This is a genomic window from Rhodococcus sp. 14C212 (genome assembly GCF_011058195.1).
GTDB lineage: Bacteria > Actinomycetota > Actinomycetes > Mycobacteriales > Mycobacteriaceae > Rhodococcus > Rhodococcus aetherivorans.
Genome location: NZ_JAALEH010000071.1, coordinates 1 through 16483 on the forward strand (window position 1 = coordinate 1; position 16483 = coordinate 16483).

General features: G+C 62.0%; 12 protein-coding genes and 1 pseudogene. 5 read left to right on the forward strand and 8 right to left on the reverse strand.

Features of this window, described 5'->3' with window-relative positions; all coding sequences use genetic code 11:
• Positions 1-263 precede the first annotated feature (263 nt).
• The gene (locus G6038_RS23120) at positions 264-1472 is read right to left on the reverse strand and encodes an acyl-CoA dehydrogenase family protein (RefSeq protein ID WP_165040085.1); all 1209 of its coding nucleotides are present in this window, start codon (positions 1470-1472) and stop codon (positions 264-266) included.
• 175 nt (positions 1473-1647) lie between these two features.
• On the opposite strand from G6038_RS23120, the gene G6038_RS23125 reads away from it, so the two are divergent.
• The 4 genes from G6038_RS23125 (at position 1648) to G6038_RS23140 (ending at position 6439) form a co-directional block, all read left to right on the forward strand.
• The gene (locus G6038_RS23125) at positions 1648-3243 is read left to right on the forward strand and encodes an enoyl-CoA hydratase/isomerase family protein (RefSeq protein ID WP_165040086.1); all 1596 of its coding nucleotides are present in this window, start codon (positions 1648-1650) and stop codon (positions 3241-3243) included.
• A gap of 110 nt (positions 3244-3353) precedes the next feature.
• Positions 3354-4118: an SDR family NAD(P)-dependent oxidoreductase gene (locus G6038_RS23130; RefSeq protein ID WP_165040088.1), complete on the forward strand. Its 765-nt coding sequence runs from the start codon at positions 3354-3356 to the stop codon at positions 4116-4118.
• Positions 4119-4152: 34 nt separating this feature from the next.
• Positions 4153-5319, forward strand: a complete 1167-nt coding sequence (locus G6038_RS23135; RefSeq protein ID WP_165040089.1) for a thiolase family protein — start codon at positions 4153-4155, stop codon at positions 5317-5319.
• A 193-nt stretch (positions 5320-5512) separates the two neighbouring features.
• Positions 5513-6439 carry an LLM class F420-dependent oxidoreductase gene (locus tag G6038_RS23140; RefSeq protein ID WP_165040091.1) on the forward strand — a complete coding sequence of 309 codons (927 nt, stop codon included), beginning with the start codon at positions 5513-5515 and terminating at the stop codon, positions 6437-6439.
• A 245-nt stretch (positions 6440-6684) separates the two neighbouring features.
• Here G6038_RS23140 and G6038_RS23145 read toward each other — a convergent pair whose 3' ends face one another.
• On the reverse strand, positions 6685-7896 hold the full coding sequence (locus tag G6038_RS23145; RefSeq protein WP_165040093.1) for an LLM class flavin-dependent oxidoreductase: 1212 nt from the start codon (positions 7894-7896) through the stop codon (positions 6685-6687).
• A 981-nt stretch (positions 7897-8877) separates the two neighbouring features.
• Here G6038_RS23145 and G6038_RS23150 point away from each other — a divergent pair.
• Positions 8878-9894: an AraC family transcriptional regulator gene (locus G6038_RS23150; RefSeq protein WP_165040095.1), complete on the forward strand. Its 1017-nt coding sequence runs from the start codon at positions 8878-8880 to the stop codon at positions 9892-9894.
• A 720-nt stretch (positions 9895-10614) separates the two neighbouring features.
• Here G6038_RS23150 and G6038_RS23155 read toward each other — a convergent pair.
• The 6 genes and pseudogenes from G6038_RS23155 to G6038_RS23180 all read right to left on the reverse strand — a co-directional run bounded on the left by G6038_RS23155 (position 10615) and on the right by G6038_RS23180 (position 16381).
• Positions 10615-12044 (reverse strand): annotated as a pseudogene (locus G6038_RS23155) (IS3 family transposase).
• Positions 12045-12669: 625 nt separating this feature from the next.
• Positions 12670-13725 (reverse strand): alpha/beta hydrolase, encoded by a 1056-nt coding sequence (locus G6038_RS23160; protein WP_165040097.1) that lies wholly within the window; start codon positions 13723-13725, stop codon positions 12670-12672.
• A 25-nt stretch (positions 13726-13750) separates the two neighbouring features.
• Positions 13751-13915, reverse strand: a complete 165-nt coding sequence (locus tag G6038_RS23165) for a hypothetical protein (protein ID WP_165040099.1) — start codon at positions 13913-13915, stop codon at positions 13751-13753.
• A 190-nt stretch (positions 13916-14105) separates the two neighbouring features.
• Complete coding sequence (locus G6038_RS23170) at positions 14106-14855, reverse strand: glucose 1-dehydrogenase (protein ID WP_206025495.1); 750 nt, start codon at positions 14853-14855, stop codon at positions 14106-14108.
• 48 nt (positions 14856-14903) lie between these two features.
• Positions 14904-15863 carry an isocitrate lyase/PEP mutase family protein gene (locus G6038_RS23175; RefSeq protein WP_165040101.1) on the reverse strand — a complete coding sequence of 320 codons (960 nt, stop codon included), beginning with the start codon at positions 15861-15863 and terminating at the stop codon, positions 14904-14906.
• Positions 15860-16381: a cupin domain-containing protein gene (locus tag G6038_RS23180; protein ID WP_165040103.1), complete on the reverse strand. Its 522-nt coding sequence runs from the start codon at positions 16379-16381 to the stop codon at positions 15860-15862. The genes G6038_RS23175 and G6038_RS23180 overlap by 4 nt, the downstream gene beginning before the upstream one ends.
• Positions 16382-16483: the final 102 nt, after the last annotated feature.

Genomic DNA, 16483 nt, shown 5'->3' on the forward strand with positions numbered 1-16483 from the left:
CCCGCCGCCCTGCGGCCTCGGCGAGAACCGAGGCAGCAGCGGTTCGGCGATCTCCCACAACGCATCCGGCACCAACCGAGTAGACAACGCATCGACCACGACATGCATCATGCCGTACACAGGATCTGATCCATACAAGACACGCTCTTAGGCGCCGCCGGAATCCGCGCCCAAGCACAATGTCCAACGTCCCTGTCGGTCGCAGCGGCACCACTCTCCACGAACTTCTACCGGAGGAAGTACCACGACCGGGTCTGCGGGTGTCAGAAAGGGTTGTGCCCGTATGCTGTTGCCACAGGCTCGAGCGGATCCAGGCGGCCTGACAAGGCGTCTTGCGCGATGGCGCGTCCGATGGACAACCGCTGGATTTCCGAGGAGCCTTCGTAGATCTCGGTGACTCGTTGATCGCGGTAGAGACGCTCGACGGGATTCGGCTTGCAATAGCCGTCCCCGCCGAAGACCTGTACCGCGACATCGACTGCTTCACCGGCGACTTCGGTTGCGTAGAGCTTGGCCATCGAAGCGAGTGATCGCGTTCGCGGGGAATCGGCGCCTGCGTTGGCTGCCTCCCAGGTCAGAGTGCGCGCCGCGTTCAGCTTCGTGGCAACATCGGCAAGCTTGAACGAGATACCCTGATTTTCGATGATCGGCTGTCCGAAGGTGTGCCTGCGGGTGGCTTCGCGAGCGGCGTGTTCGAAGGCGGCCGTGGCGATCCCAATGCCCTGCGCGGCAATCATGACTCGTCCGCTGTTCAGGGTCGACAACGCAATTCGTAAGCCGTCACCGAGTTTTCCGAGCAGCCGATCTGCCGGGACCAGCGTGTTCATCTGAAGATTGGATGTTCGCGATCCCCGCAGACCCATGCGGTCCGCAAACTTGGTGACTTCGGTACCGTCGTCGTCGAGATTCGTCATGATGGCGCTGATGCCTTGACGGCCCGCATGCGGATCGGTGCGGACGAAGGCGATGTAGTGATGAGAGGCGCCGCCGTTTCCGATAAAGATTTTCTCGCCTTGTAGGTGCCATTGGTCACCTTCCAGGGTCGCGTTGGCAGAGACGGCAGCGGGATCGCTGCCGGCTCCGCGCTCGGTGAGCGCGAAACTCACTGCGCGACCTCGCTGGATCTCCCCCAGATAGAACTCCTTTTGGGTCTCCGTTCCATTCGCGATGATGGACGTGGCACCCATGGAGTAGATGGCGAAAATCGCGCTGGTGGAAGCGCATCCGCGAGCCAACTCGGCCATCACCGAGGCACCGACCGCCAGTGATGCACCTTGACCGCCGTAGTCCTTGGGGATCATCAGCCCGGCGATGCCGCTGTCGACCAGTTTCTGCACGTTTTCCCACGGATAGCGCTGATCGCGGTCGATTTCGCTGGCCAACTTCGCGAAGTGTGTGGCGTTGAGATCCCGGGCGATCTCCACCCATCGCCTGCCCTCGTCGTCAAGTGGCGGTTCCCAAACGATCGACATCAGGACTCCTGCGTTGCTAGTAGTTCAGACCGGCCACGGAAGCCGCTTGTCGGGTGCGGATCGGGCCGTGGCCGAGATAGGGGATCGGCCGAGCACTGTCCTGCGATATTGACATCATACTGAGTAGAATGTCAATATCTGGCCGAGCCAATTCGTTTCTTTCAGAGGAGGTTCGGTGTCCCAGGAGACCCGGCCCGCAGTCCGTTGGGAGCGTGATTCGAACGGTGTTGTCACGCTCACGCTCGATGATCCGACGCAACCCGTCAACACGCTCAACGATCATTTCGTACACGCTTTCGCGGAAGCGATAGACCATCTTGAGTCCGAACGCGACTCCATCAGTGGGGTCATTGTGCGTTCGGCGAAGTCGTCGTTCTTGGCCGGAGGAGATCTGAAGCGCTTGGTCCGGGTCGCTGACCGGGACGATTTCCTTACCGACCTCCAAATCCGCAAGGCGCGCCTCAGACGACTCGAGAGATTTGGTCGGCCGGTGGTCGCAATGCTGGAGGGATCTGCCCTCGGCGGCGGACTGGAGCTCGCACTTGCATGCCATCACCGCGTGGCGGTTCGGAATCCCAAAACGCGGATCGGTCTGCCGGAGGCAACACTCGGCCTTCTCCCCGGAAGCGGCGGACTGGTGCGGACTACCCGGATGCTCGGGGGCGCTACGGCACTCCCGCTGATCCTGAGCGGAATCCGTCTCGACGTCGACGAGGCATGCACGCTCGGGTTGGTGGATGCCGTCTTCGATCGACCCGAACAAGCCGAAACGGCCGCTCGCGCCTGGATCCGATCCCACCCACAGGTGTCTCAACCGTGGGACGTGGACGCACCGCCGGCTGTTGCTCCTCCGGCCGGAGACGTCGCCCAACGGCTCCGCAACATCCAGATCTTCGAGCCGGATGCTGTGCTTGCACCGGCGGTTGCCACGATTCGTCGTTTGGTCGCTGAGAGTTCGGAACAGCCGTTCGACGAAATGTTGAACCTCGAGAGTGAAGGGCTCGCGGATCTCGTCGTAGGCGCGGCAGCAAAACGTACGATCGCCACCGTCTTCCTGGACACCGTTGGTATGCGAAGACGCTTGGCTGACAAATCCGCACCGCCCATCGCTCCTCCATGGACGGTCTTCGCTCGCGACGAAGCTACTGCGGAGCGGTGTAGGCGTGCGGGTATCGACAGGGTCACGACCTTGCTGAGCAGCAAACCGTCTCCTGATACGGCGGGGGCGGTACTGGAGGTGGTTTGTCACAGTGCCACGTGGTCCGGAGATTCGGACGGGTTGCTCCGGCTCTTCCCGGATCGACTCGGCGATGGCGGTCACGTGGTGGAGATGGCTGCGCCCATAGAGATCTTCGACGCATTTGCACCGACCCTAGTTCGAGCAGGAATTCTGCCTTTTCTGGTGTCCACTGAGGGGCAGGGGATGCGCGCCCTTCTAGAGGCGGCTGCCGTCACCGCCGAGGAGCAACTCCAGGCCGACGGATTCTCCACAGAAGACGTCGTGCTGGCGCGCAAGGCTGTCGGGATGGCAATGTCGTCAGTACTTCGTGCTCAGCGCGCAAGTGCCCGACACGTCGCCGCCGGTACACAGATAGTGGATGCCGTAGCCTCTGCCGCTGAGCGCGCCGCTGCACAAGGAATCCTGTGCAATCCCCAGGATTTGGATGTTGCCTCAGTCCGGTTGGGTGGACTCCCTGCATGGACCGGAGGAGCGGGTCTATGGCGAGCTCTTCGAACAGGCACAGACAATTCAGCTGAGCATGCGCGTTGAGGCGATGGCTCAACTGAACCGGCTTCGCGGTCTGTTGAGCGGCCCGTCATCCGGAACGGCGTGAGCCGAGATCAGCAAGAGAGATACAGATGCGAGGAGGCGACTGTTAGATGGACATGCGAGACAACCTGGCACTTGTAAGCGGAGGTGCGTCCGGGCTCGGCCTGGCGACTGTGCGCGCAGTTGTAAAGGGTGCCGGGCGAGCCGTCATATTCGACCTGCCCTCTTCGGACGGGGAGCGAGTGGCGGACGAACTCGGCCCCGGGGTCGACTTCGTACCGGGTGATGTCACCAATGCCGATGACGTCGAGGCGGCGGTCGCGTTTGCACGCGAACGAGGAGAACTGCGCCTCCTCGTCCACACGGCGGGTGTCGGCGGTCCACTACGAATCCTCGACAAGAGCGGCGGGCCCGGAGACCTGGCTGCCTTCGAGAGGATCATGAGGGTCAACCTTCTGGGAACTTTCAATGTACTGCGGCATTCTGCGGCAGCGATGGCCGCACTCGAGCCGGTGAACGGCGAGCGAGGAATCTGTGTTCTGACGTCTTCGATCGCGGCATACGACGGTCGAATCGGGCAGGTCCACTATGCGGCTTCGAAGAGCGGGATCGTGGGCATGACGCTGCCGGCTGCGCGCGACCTTGCGAGCAAGTTGATTCGCGTGTGCACTATCGCACCCGGCACTTTCGACACCCCGCTCCTTGCAAGGCTCAGTGAGGAGGTACGTGCCGGGCTTGCGGCGGAGATACCTCATCCGAGTCGGTTGGGCACCGCAGACGAGTACGCTCAGCTCGCCCTCCACGTCGCAGCGAATCAGATGCTGAACGGCGAGATCATCCGTCTTGACGGAGCACTCCGGATGTCGGCTCGATAGTCCGACGAATGATAGGCAGACCAGAGGAGCCATAATGCGTGAAGCAGTCATCGTCGACGCTGTCCGAACCCCGATCGGCCGCCGTGGGGGAGTGTTATCAGGGCATCACCCTGTCAATTTGGGGGCCCATGTACTCACCCAGTTGCTCGAACGCACGGGGGTGGGGGCGAACATGGTCGAGGACGTCGTCTGGGGTTGTGTGACCACAGTCGGCGAACAGTCCTCGAACATGGGTCGGTGGACGGCCCTTGCCGCGGGTTGGCCGGACTCGGTTCCTGGCGTGACTGTCGACCGAGCCTGCGGCTCCTCTCAACAAGCCATCCACTTTGCAGCGGCTGCGGTTGTCGCCGGTCAATACGACGTGGTGGTTGCAGGTGGGGTCGAGTCGATGTCGCGGGTACCGATGGGCTCCTCCCGTCTTGGTCCCGGCTCACCTCGAGGTCCGTTGATCACTGAGCGGTATGGCGACACAGAATTCTCCCAAGGCACTGCCGCCGAGATCGTTGCCGGCAAGTGGAATCTGAGTCGGCGGCAGGTGGACGAATTCAGCCTCGAATCCCACGCGCGCGCTCTTCGCGCGACTCGAGATGGTCGGTTCGATTCCCAGATCGCCCCGCTTCGTGAGTCGGGCGCCGGCCCCGAGGTAGATGCCGACGAGGGAATTCGGGACTCGGGCGACCTCGAGTCGATGGCGAGACTACGCACGGTGTTCTCTGAAGACGGTGTTGTCACTGCCGGAAACTCCTCCCAGCTCTCCGACGGAGCTGCGGCGGTCATGATCATGACACGTGAAAAGGCAGAGGAGCTGGGGTGTCGTCCTCTGGCACGGTTCCACAGCTTTGCCGTGACTGGGGTCGACCCTGTACTCATGCTCACCGGACCGATCGGTGCGACGAAGAAGGTGCTCGAGCGGGCGGGATTGTCTCTATCCGACATCGGAGCTTTCGAGGTGAACGAAGCTTTCGCAACGGTAACGCTTGCGTGGCTGGCAGAGACCGGCGCGGATGCTCGATTGCTCAACCCGAACGGTGGAGCAATCGCATTGGGGCACCCACTCGGCTGTTCTGGCGCTCGACTCACCACAACTCTGCTTCATCACATGCTGGCCAAAGGCATCAGGTACGGATTGCAGACTGTCTGCGAGGCGGGCGGGATGGCAAATGCACTCATCCTCGAACTGCTCACCGACGGGTCTTCCTGATCGAGTCGAAGATCTCCGGCCCCTCAACGGTCGACGTGAGGCTGCGGCACGAGCGCTGAAGGAATAGACAAGATGTAGTCGATAGTGTCCCCCTTCCTTGTCCGGAGACCGTAGGTCGTCGATCTCCGACAACCGCGACCTACGAGACGCCACTGCCCACAACCAAAGATGGTGCCACGAAGGAGAATCCACTGTGAAGACTGGCATCAAGATATACAACACTGATGAAACCATCCCACCTCTGGAACTTGCCCGCATGGTCGAGGACCACGGCATCGAATCGATCTGGATGCCGGACCACTCCCACGTGCCAGTCGCGTCACGGGTGTCTGCCGAACAAGAAGTTGCGTACGGCGGCGATGCCGCTGAGCGAGCGCGACGTTTCGCCCGGTCGCCGGTGCCGGGGGGACTGCCACGGGAGTATTACCGCAACTACGACCAGCTGATCACGACTGCAATGATGGGTGCTGTTACTTCGACGCTCCTGCTGGGCACGGGCATCTGTCTCGTCGTACAACGTGATCCGATCATCCTGGCAAAAGAGGTCGCTACCATCGACCGCTTGACCGGTGGACGCTTTCTGTTCGGAGTCGGTGCGGGAGCAGCATGGAACGCAGCGGAACTCGAGAACCACGGAGTCAACCTTAAGACCCGAACGGGGCTCATGCTGGAACGAATCGACGCCATGAAACAGATCTGGGGACAGGAACGAGCGGAGTATCACGGCAAGCAGGTCGACTTTGAACCGATCTTTCAGTGGCCGAAGCCTGTTCAGCAGCCACATCCACCCATCCTTATGGGCGGAATGGGACCCACCGTGCTCGACCGAACATTGAGTCACGCCGATGCCTGGTTCCCTGGACACAGTGACGACACATTTGACAGTTTGAGGGACCGTATCGAGGAACTGCGCGAACGCGCGGCGGCTCTAGACAAGGCAGTGGAAGTCACTCTCAACTTGGGTCGGATCGACTTCGTCGACCGCTATGTTGACCTCGGTCTGGACCGAGTCGTCTATACGCTGCCTCCCACACTGAGTGAGCGCGAAACGAGGGAGTTCGTGAGCACCCTGGGACGGATCGCTCAGGAGGTGGAACATACGAATCCGGCGCCTGCCTGAGGCCCCTCGCTGATCGGGGACATATCGAGGTCGGGAAGTTGCGCTGAGCAACAAGCATCGCATCGAACTTCCCCATAGACGCCTAGCGCCTGGGTGAACCGACCCAGTTTCTAACGGCTGTGTCCACACGACAGTCGACTCCGCGGCGGAGGCCCACCTCGATATTCGCTTGCCAGCTGACGTCTCCGGCTCGCGCTGATACTCGAAGTGGACCCCCGCCCCGGTGACTGATCATCTGTGTCTCGTCAGTCGCGCAGTCCGGCGCTGCGCATCAACGGGAAGATCTGCTCGTTCATGCGATCGAGCCCTTCGTCGTAGTCGACGAGTCCGACGCAGGTGCCACTGATGCCCGCGTCCTTCAGTTTCTGAAGTCCATCGACGATCATCTCGGGCGTGCCGACAAGGGGAACGAGGCCGGCGCGGAAGAAGGTCTTAACGGATTCGTCCTGCTTGTAGTCGTCCGACTGCTTGTAAGCATCCCAGTCGAAGCTGCGGCCGCCTCCATCCCGGACAATGTGCTGGTAACGGAGGGCGCTCTCCCAATCGCCCTTCTCCTCGATGTACTTTACGTAATCGTTTGCCTCCTTCTCGGTGTCCTTACAGATGATGTGCACACCCGACCACAGGCCGAGATCGGGCCGGCCTGCCTCGTCTGCGTTTCGACGCAATTTCGACACGGCCCCTGCGCTGCGCTCAATATTCGGGATTGCAGCGAACAGGATATTGGCGTGATCGAAGGCGAACTTCTGACCGGCGGGGCTTGCGCCCGCGCTCATGACTATCGGACCGGGCGACTGCACCGGCTTGGGGTATGACTGCGCACCCTCGAGGTGGAAGAACTCTCCGTCGAAGTCGAATGCGTACTTCTCGCCTTCCTCAGCCCAGAGCCGCTCTACGATAGTCATCCACTCATCTGCGAGATCGTAGCGCCTGTCGTGTTCAGCGATCTCCACGCCGAACATCTTGAATTCTGGTTTGAAATAGCCGGCCGTGGCGTTGAGTCCCATTCGGCCCCCGCTGATGTGGTCGACCGTTGCAATCATTTTCGCCGCCATCACGGGGTGGATGAATGGAATGAGGCACGTCGCGAAGATCTGGATGTTCTGGGTTGCTGATGCTAAGCCCGCCGCCCAGGTGAACGTCTCGTACTGCCGCCCCCACGGGCGATCCGGTCCCGAAAGCCCCTGCCAGCGCGCGATCGGGATGAATCCGTCGACACCGTACCGATCTGCCTTCTGGGCGAGGTCTTGGATCTCACCCCAGTTCCCGAGTTTGATTGTGTTCTCGGCGAGGTTCAGGCCGCCCTGCCCCGTCGTCACGTTCGCCCCGAAAATCGCGACCTTGAATTTGGTCGGGTCGGCGATGATGGGCCGCTGGTCGCGTTCGACCGTGTGATCGGCGACGAAGTCCCGGTCGACGGAGAGGGGGGCGGAGCTGTCGTGTGTTGTGGTCGTCATGATCGTTGCTTGCCTTCCTTGCGAGTTTGGTTGAGATGTTCAAGGTGAGCGATTCGACGTTCGGCGCCCTGTTGCCTGAGCGCGTATCAGATCTGCGATGCCTCGTCCAGGACATGCCAGGATCGGTTCTAGTAGACGAGTGGCTTTCCGGCTCTGCATTATCGGACAGGCGCAGGCATTTTGTGCCCAAGACGTGACCATTGCGAAGTGTCTGGGAAGCAGCCGATTCCTCTGATCGCAGAGAGTTTGCGATGTTCACATGCTCCGTAACCATGGAGATGCACAACGACCGTGTCTGCACGACGAATGGTCGGGTTGCAGGGCTAGAGCCCGGAAAGCGAGTACGCCTGAATATCGGATGCACACTGGCGGAACACCAGAGGTTCTGGCTGGACCCACCGGTCCGGGACCAGCATCCGCTGTGACGGCAGTTGCGCCACCCGGACGATTGCGGAACGCACACTGTGAATTCACAGCTGTAACAGGTGGTTCCACGAGTTGCATCCTCCTGGGGAAGGGAACGCATGGTAGAGGCATCCCGAACGTCAACAGTGTTCACGGTCTTGTCCTTTCAAATCATCGCCTCAGCTTGTCCTGCGGGCCCTCGTGCAGGATCAAGTTAGAAGTAAGCGGCGGCGAACTGGCACGGGATTGAACGCCAGAATGATGGGAAAGTGCGACCAAGCGTGTATCATGTGCCGAAGTGGCGGCGTCTGCCGGGTCTTTGGCATACTTTGCTACTGAACCTTACATCCGAGCGCTCCCGGATCGACTTCAGCGCTTCGAGTGGGCAGGTGAAAGGAGTGGGTTATATCCAAGGACTGTTGGGCAGGAGGCCCGGGGCACTCATGGTCGCCAATTTGCCTCTGCCAAGGCAGTGCGGAGACATCTTTCTGTTGAAGTTCTATAAACGGCGGAGTATCGAACCCGCCCTGAGGAAAGCAAGCTGCGGTGAAATTAACGTCATATCACAATCTGCGGGTGCCGAACTTCAGTGTTCACGCATTGCGGGGGATACTCGAGCGCGCGAATCTCGACTGGCGAGGTGCACTCGCGAATGCCGACATAGACATCGACGCTGTGAACCGTCTGGGAGGCACTATTCCTGCAAGAAAGGAACTTGCTTTCCAGCTTCAATTCGCTGCACTCACGAGAGATCGTGTTGATCTCTGGATCGAAGCCGCACGAACTTACACGCTGTCTTCGATGGGTGAGCACGGAATGGCTATCCTCGCGGCACCCACTGTTGAGGCATGGGTAGAGCTTGTATGCACAACAGACATAGGTTACGGACTTCACGAAATCGGTCCTCTTCGGGCACCGGACCTCTCGGTGGCGGGGATCGAACTCATCTACCGCGGTGTGCCGGAAGCGTTGGTGCCGTATGGTATCCACCGCGACGTGGTGTGGATCGTTCGAACCCTCTCGATGCTGTACGGCAAGCCTTTCCCCGTCACGTATGTAGAATTCCCTCCAGCAGGAATATCTCCTGAGATTTCGACATACTTGCCCTCCGAGGTCACCTGCGGCTCCGAAGCGCTGCGTATATGGTGGGACCCCGCTGCATCAACCTGCGAACTTCCCTTCGGAAACGCTTTTCAGTATGAAACATGGGCCAAAGCGGAGAACCGGATTATCGACGCTCTCATATCCAGTGGTGACTGGCCCGCTACCGTAGCGAAGGCGATGAGGGATGCACCCCAGCTCAACCGCAACCTGGAAAATGTCGCCGCAGCGTTGCACACCTCCCCACGAACCCTCCAGCGCAAGCTGGCACTCGTAGGCAGTACCTTCGCTCAAATACGTGACCAGACCCTGACCGACCTAGCCTCTGAGATGCTCTCGAATACAGGACACTCCATAGGTCGAATATCCCGAGAACTCGGATACACGGACCCGGCCAGTTTCACCATCGCCTTCAAACGGTGGAAAGGCGTGCCGCCGACGGCGTACCGTGAGGCTGCTCGATACGAAAAGACCAACAGTTCCGACGAATAACTTCTGCCGTATCCAGCCAGGGGGACCGATGTAGGTGGGGTTGCTTCCGGAGTGGACACGTGAGAATGGACCGGGAGGCACAGGAAGGGATGTCGAGGTGGACATCAGCGACGTATCGGGGGGATGCTGTGGCGTCGTACCGGATAGCGGACGATCTCCTCACCTGTGCGGCAGTGGCCGCGGATCTGGGGAGTAGCGAGGAGACTCTGCGGGCCTGGGCCCAAGGACACTGCTCGTTCTTCCAGCTGAGGCAGTTGAGACGATCTGAGGGGAGGGGACTGGGCTCTCACTCGCCCATGAACGTGAGTCGCCGGCAGGAGCGGGGTCCTTGTTGCGTCCCGGCTCTGGCGGAAGGTCTCATCGCACGGAATGATGAACTTCATTGGAGCGCCGAGGAAGTATTCGGAGGACCTGTCGGTGCACTTCTACAACCATCAATGTGCCCCATTGTGCCGTCGGAGGCCGACCACTGATCACTCGACAGCAACCTCCCTGGACATCACTCCTGAGAGGTAGAAGCTATGGAGGAGGAGGACAAGGTGAGGCGCCGCCGGGGAGTGACCCGACGGCGCCTCGCCTTGTGCTTGCCCAATCACAAATTCGTCGGTGGAGCAGTTCAGGGGGCTGCTCTCAACGATCACCACCAGACCAGGGCACCCCATGTGTTACTCGGCCAGTCGGCCGCCCGGAATTTTTCAAGGCGATTGAGTCCACCGGGTGTTAAGCGGCGACTTCCTCGGTGTCCGGTTCGGTCGCCGGGTCTTGGACGGGTTTGTTGATCCAGGCGTCGGCGGGTAGGGCCAGGATCGTTGGGTATGGGTCCGTCGTACCGAAGCGCGCGGGGTGGGTGCGGCGGGCGTCGGCGAGCACTCGAGCACGCTCAGTCGCCTTGGGTGCCGCGAGACCGAAGTGCACATCGGCCGGGGTGTGCAATCCGATTCCGGTATGACGGTGATCGTGGTTGTACCACGCGACGAACGAGTCCATGAACTCCCGGGCGTGGTGCACCGAACTGAACCGCTCCGGGAAACCCGGTCCGTATTTCAATGTCTTGAACAATGATTCGGAGTATGGATTGTCACCCGGCACCCTCGGCCGCGAGTGCGACCGGACCACATCGAGGTCCGCGAGCAAGGTCGCGACCGACTTGCTCGTCATCGACGTGCCTCGATCCGCGTGCACCACCTCGGGGATCCCGTGGGTGGCGAAGATATCGGTCATGAACTCGACGGCCAGCAGCCCGGATTCATGGGTCTGCACGTGCGCTCCGACGATGTATCGGGAGTAGATGTCGACCATCACATACGCGTCGTAATACACACCCTTGGTTGGGCCGGGCAGTTTCGTGATGTCCCACGAGTACACCTGCCGCGGGGCTCGCGCCACCAATTCCGGACACGCCCGCGCCGGATGTCGCGCCTGCCGACGCCGGTCGCTGACCTGCCGGTTCTCCCGCAGAATCCGGTACATCGTCGCCACCGAACACAGATAGATGCCCTCGTCGAGCAGGGTGGCGTACACCTCGAGCGGCGCCCGGTCGACGAACCGATCCGAGCACAGCACCTCCACGACCCGGCGGCGCTCGAGCGCGGACAGCTTGTTCGCCGGCGCACGCATGACCGCTGAGACGGATGGGACGGAAGCGGCCGGGCGTTCCCGGGTGCGGTTCGCTGTCGAGCGGGCCACAGCGGTCAATGTTGTTGCGGCACGGGTGGTCACACCGGCTGCGGTGAGGGCGTGGTGGGCGGCTGTCAGTGCTTCTTCCGCGTCTCGTCGGCGTCCGCGCTCTCGGAGAGTTGTTCCAAGAGCGCGTGCGCTTTTCCCATGATGGACAGTGCGGTCTCGGTAGTGGCCAGCTTCTTGTTCGCCCGTTCCAGTTCCCGCTTGAGGCGGGCGATCTCCGCCTGTTCGGGGGTCAGTGTGCCGATCTTCGCGCCCGGCTTCTTGCCCGTGAGGACGCCGGCGTCGCGTTGGCTGCGCCATTCGACGATCAGCGACGAGTACAAGCCTTCGCGACGCAGGTACGCCCCACCCTCGTTGGTCTCGCAGGCCTGCTCGTAGGCGTCGAGGTGCGCGAGCTTGTCCGCTGGAGTGAACGTCCGCCGTGGTTGCGGACCGCCGGCCCTGGGATGGTTCGCCTCGTCCTCCATACGGTCATTGTCCAGGACTGTGATCGAGTTGGTCATGATCGCGGTTGGTCCTTCTCTCGCCCTCTATCGTGGGTTGGCTTGCAATGACCCGATGGACTAATGGGAGGTATCAAGCCTGGCCGGTCCGGCAGACTTGATACCTGGTGGCCGCTGGCGGATGAGCACTTTCTTGGACTGGACCCAACCCGGGAGTCCTGAGTTGAGACTTCGCTGCCCGTCATGTACGAGGCCTCATCGGATGCCAGGAACGCCACGACCTGTGATCCGAGTTAGGACATTACTGACGGGTAAATTGACACCGGCCCCGTGACCTGAGTATTTGCCATTCATGTCGCGTGAATGGGGGTACTAATCAGGTAGCTCCCGGCCGTGACATACGTGCGGAAAGTGCGGACCGCTTCGGGAGCGGTCGGACGCTGTCCGACTCGTCGGGTCCACGATCCTGATTCACGCTCATCCTCGGTAAGGTCACCAGCACCCGCGACCCGCCGGCAGACAGCACAAGCCTCCAGGGGCCATCCGCTCTACATGAGGGTGCTCCGCACTCGCTCCGGGCCGCCGGTCAAGTCCGTCTCGAACTTCCGTACCGCGGTGTTGAAGTACTGTAGGCCCCCGCGAACTCAGATCAGCCGACTGCGAGGCGGCTGATCCGGTGGTGGGCCCATGCGCGTTGCAGTAGCCGATCCAAGGCTCCGGAGACCGTTTCGGGAAACTCGAGTGGTACCAGATGCCCGGCTCCGCGGACCCTCTCGAGCTCGCCGTCCGGCAACGCCGCCGCCAACGCCTCGGAACCGGTGAAGGGGGTGAGCATGTCGGCGTCGCCGCACAGCACCAGCGTGGGGACCTGCCCGAGCACCGGCAGCGCCGCCGACTCGTCGTGCACCTCGAGGGCGGGCAAGAAATTCACGAGGGTCTGCACCGAGGTTTCCGAGAGCATCCGGTCGGCGAACTCGGCGATCCTGGGGCTGACCACCGTCCCGAAGGACGCGGCGCGCAGGATCGGCGAGATGATCGCTGTGGCCGCCTCACGGGCGAATTGCACGAGGTTCGGCGCGGCGCGTCCCACGTATCGGAATCCGTCGATCACCGGGTTCGTCAGGTTGCGTCCGATCCCGGTCCTGGTCAGCCCGGCTGCGGTGGTGGCGAGCAGCCCGACCCCGACGATGCGCTCGTCGAACAGCTCTGGATGCTGGCTGGCCAGGGCCAGGGCGGTCATGCCGCCCATCGAGTGCCCGACCACCACGATCGGGCCGGTGGGGGCGACGGCGTCGATGACCTCGGCGAGGTCCCGACCGAGCTGGGCGATGGTGCAGGACTCGGAGGCGGGAAGGCCGGACTCGCCGTGGCCGCGCTGGTCGTAGAACACCATCCGCACGTCCTTGCCCCAGTGCTGCTCGAGGTGGCGCATCTGCAGGTGCCAGGACTGCATGCGCAGGCAATACCCATGGACGAAGACGACGGTGAGAGACGGATCCGCTGGTCGGGTTTCCCTGACGGCCAAGGCGACGCCGTCCTCGGTGACGACGGTGCGTGCAGGCAGCGCGAGCATCGCGTCGAAATCCTCCTCGCTGTAGGCCTCGTGAGCGGGTACCGCGGCGGCGCGCATTGCGTACAACCCGCCGGCCGTAGCGAGGGTGGTCAGACTCGCCCCCAGGACTCTCGCGCTGCTCAATAGCGTCATCACCGCTTACCTCCGGCGCTGATCATCAGATCAGTTCGCATCGGTCGACAGTGCGCTGCGGCAATGTACGAATGTCTCCGTGCGGCAGTTCGGTGAGTTCCGGAGACAGGAGGCAGTCGAGCAGCACGATCGGGACGGCCAGCAACCATGACACGGGGGTGACGACCAGCTTGTCGATCATGGTGTTCATCGCAGGGCTCCTGTGTCAAATGGTGATGCTGTGAGACATGTTCGGCGTCGAGGATCTCGTCCGGAAAATCCGGTGCCGGCGCACTGCCGTGCTCGACCACCGTCTACGGTCTCGACATCGATGTGGGTACTAAAGATGTCCTAAGTCAGGTGCTCTCAACGATCACCACCAGACCAGGGCACCCCATGTGTTACTCCGCCAGTCGGCCGCCGTCCACGACGATTTCGCTGCCCGTCATGTACGAGGCCTCATCGGATGCCAGGAACGCCACGACCTGTGACACTTCACGCGGATCGGCCCACCGGCGGATCGGCAGCGTCTGTGCGACCTCCTCGATCATCGAATCATCGAGGAGAGCCTTGGCCATCGGCGTGAGGATAGCGCCCGGGTGTACGGAATTGACGCGAACGTTGTGCGGGGCGAATTCGATCGCGGTTGCCTTCGTCATACCTCGGACGGCCGCTTTCGCACCTGTGTAGGCGACGTTCGGCGTTCCCGGCAAGTGGGCCATGGCGGCGGCGGACGAGACGTTGATGATCGACCCGCCACCATTCGCGACCATGCCTGGGATAACTGCACGCATGCCCAGGAAGACTCCCGTCTGGTCGACTGCGACGATTCGGTTGAACGAGCCGAGGTCGAGGTCGGTCGTGTATGTGACCGGGCCGGAAAGGCCGGCATTGTTCACCAGGACGGTGACTGGACCGAACTTCTCGCCACCGGCTTTTATCGCCCTGTCCCAGGAGTCGGGGTCACTGACATTGTGTGGCACGAACCAAGCGTTCTCGCCGAGCTCAGAGGCCAGCGCCTCACCTTTCTCTTCGTCCAGATCCGTGAGAACGACCTTTGCTCCGCATTCGATGAACAACCGCGCGTGCTCAGCACCCATCCCCATCGCCGCACCAGTAATGAGTGCGACCTTGCCTTGCAGCCTTGACATTTCAACCTCGATTCGTATGTCTGTGTAGTGCTTTCGATGGCGCCATCGTCAGTAGGTCTCGCCGGCGTGGGCGCTACTCTCGTAGTCGCGCCGCGCCTCTTCCGGGAGGTACTTCTCCTCGGTCTGGCGCACGTAGTCGGTCGAGGGTCGCCCGAACATGGCACCCCACCCGATGTCGTACGACGTGCCTGCCTCGGAGGCCATGCGCTCGAGTTGCTCGGTGAACGCGGTCGGTTCGCCGCTCTCGATCACGTCGACCATGAACCGGTAGACCGCTTGGACCCCTGGCAGGAAGACAGGTAGCGACTGCACTGCCTGGCCCATAGCGGACAACTCTGCGATGCGTCTCGTGCCGATGAGTGGGGTACCGATCACGTAGGCGGGCCCGGGGGTTTCCTTCAGTGCCAGTTCGGCCTGCTCCCAGGTATGGAAACCTTCGTAGAAGATGACATCGACGCCAGTCTCGGCCTTGTAGAGCTGTCCACGTCGAATCGCCTCGTCGAGGCTGCCGCCGGCCGCACCGTATCCGTCAGTGCGAGCCACGATCATGAAGTCACGGTCGAGTGCATCTCGCGCGTCGCAGGCGGCGTTCAGGCGGCCGACCGCTTCGGCGTCGGAGACGAGTTCGATGCCCGCGATACCTCCGGATTTCTTCGGCTCCCTCTGGTCCTCGATATGGATACCTGCGACGCCTGCATCGATGAACTCGCGCACAGTACGTTGCACGTTGATCGGCGCCCCGTAACCCGTGTCGGCGTCGCAGTAGATAGGGATGTCTGCCGCGCGCACTGTGCGGCGGGCGAGGTCGACGACCTCGGTCATCGTGAGCCAGCCCACGTCGGAGACGCCCTGCCACCAGGCCGACGCGGCTCCGGAGAGCTGGAACGCCTTGAAGCCGGCGTGTTGGGCCATCTGGGCGTGGATCGGCACCGCGCCGAGCGGCAGGAGCTCCGTCGTGTTGCTTTCGAAAACCTCCCTCAGTGCCCGACCGGGTGATGCGAGGCTCACGGCGTCACCTCGCGCGAGTTGAAGCCGACGGTCACCACGGCGTAGATGCAGTCCTCGTCGTAGGGGTTCTTCCACGCGTGGGGGACGCCCGCCACGACCAGGAGATCGCCGGGGCCAAGCGTTCGCTTCTTGCCGCCAGGCAGGACGATGTCGACCTTACCCGTGAGGACGATCTCATAGTCGAGCGTGTCGCTTGCGTGCATGCCGGCGTCACCGTCGTCGTTGGTGGCGGTCATACTCTCGTCGAGCGTGTCGGGATCGACTTCGCCGCTCGAGTGTGCGGGGAAGCTGCTGATACCGAACGTGGACCCATCTGGGCCTGCCAGTCCGACCTTCTCAGGCGGGGCACCGAAGTTTCGAAGGCTGTGGCCGTCCTCGACGGCCCAGTAGAACGCGCCCGCGGCTACATCCGGAACGTTGAATTCGGCGGGCGGGCCCGCCTCGATGAAGTCGGTTGCCCCACTCTCGGTTGTACCGGCGACGATGAGTCGGAATTGATTGGGATCAGGGAAGGTCAAGGGTCTTCACTCCTTCGTGATTGATGAGGATCTGCGCTGCGCGGTTGACCTCATGTTCGGAGGGGTCGCAGTGGTTCGCCTCAATCGAAGCTGTCACGAATG

Bases quoted from the DNA above. Each gene is read 5' to 3' on its own strand.
- G6038_RS23130 (WP_165040088.1), top strand. From the start codon at position 3,354: ATGGACATGCGAGACAACCTGGCACTTGTAAGCGGAGGTGCGTCCGGG.
- G6038_RS23145 (WP_165040093.1), bottom strand. From the start codon at position 7,896: ATGACGACCACAACACACGACAGCTCCGCCCCCCTCTCCGTCGACCGG.
- G6038_RS23135 (WP_165040089.1), top strand. From the start codon at position 4,153: ATGCGTGAAGCAGTCATCGTCGACGCTGTCCGAACCCCGATCGGCCGC.
- G6038_RS23170 (WP_206025495.1), bottom strand. From the start codon at position 14,855: ATGTCAAGGCTGCAAGGCAAGGTCGCACTCATTACTGGTGCGGCGATG.
- G6038_RS23120 (WP_165040085.1), bottom strand. From the start codon at position 1,472: ATGTCGATCGTTTGGGAACCGCCACTTGACGACGAGGGCAGGCGATGG.
- G6038_RS23165 (WP_165040099.1), bottom strand. From the start codon at position 13,915: ATGAACACCATGATCGACAAGCTGGTCGTCACCCCCGTGTCATGGTTG.
- G6038_RS23160 (WP_165040097.1), bottom strand. From the start codon at position 13,725: ATGACGCTATTGAGCAGCGCGAGAGTCCTGGGGGCGAGTCTGACCACC.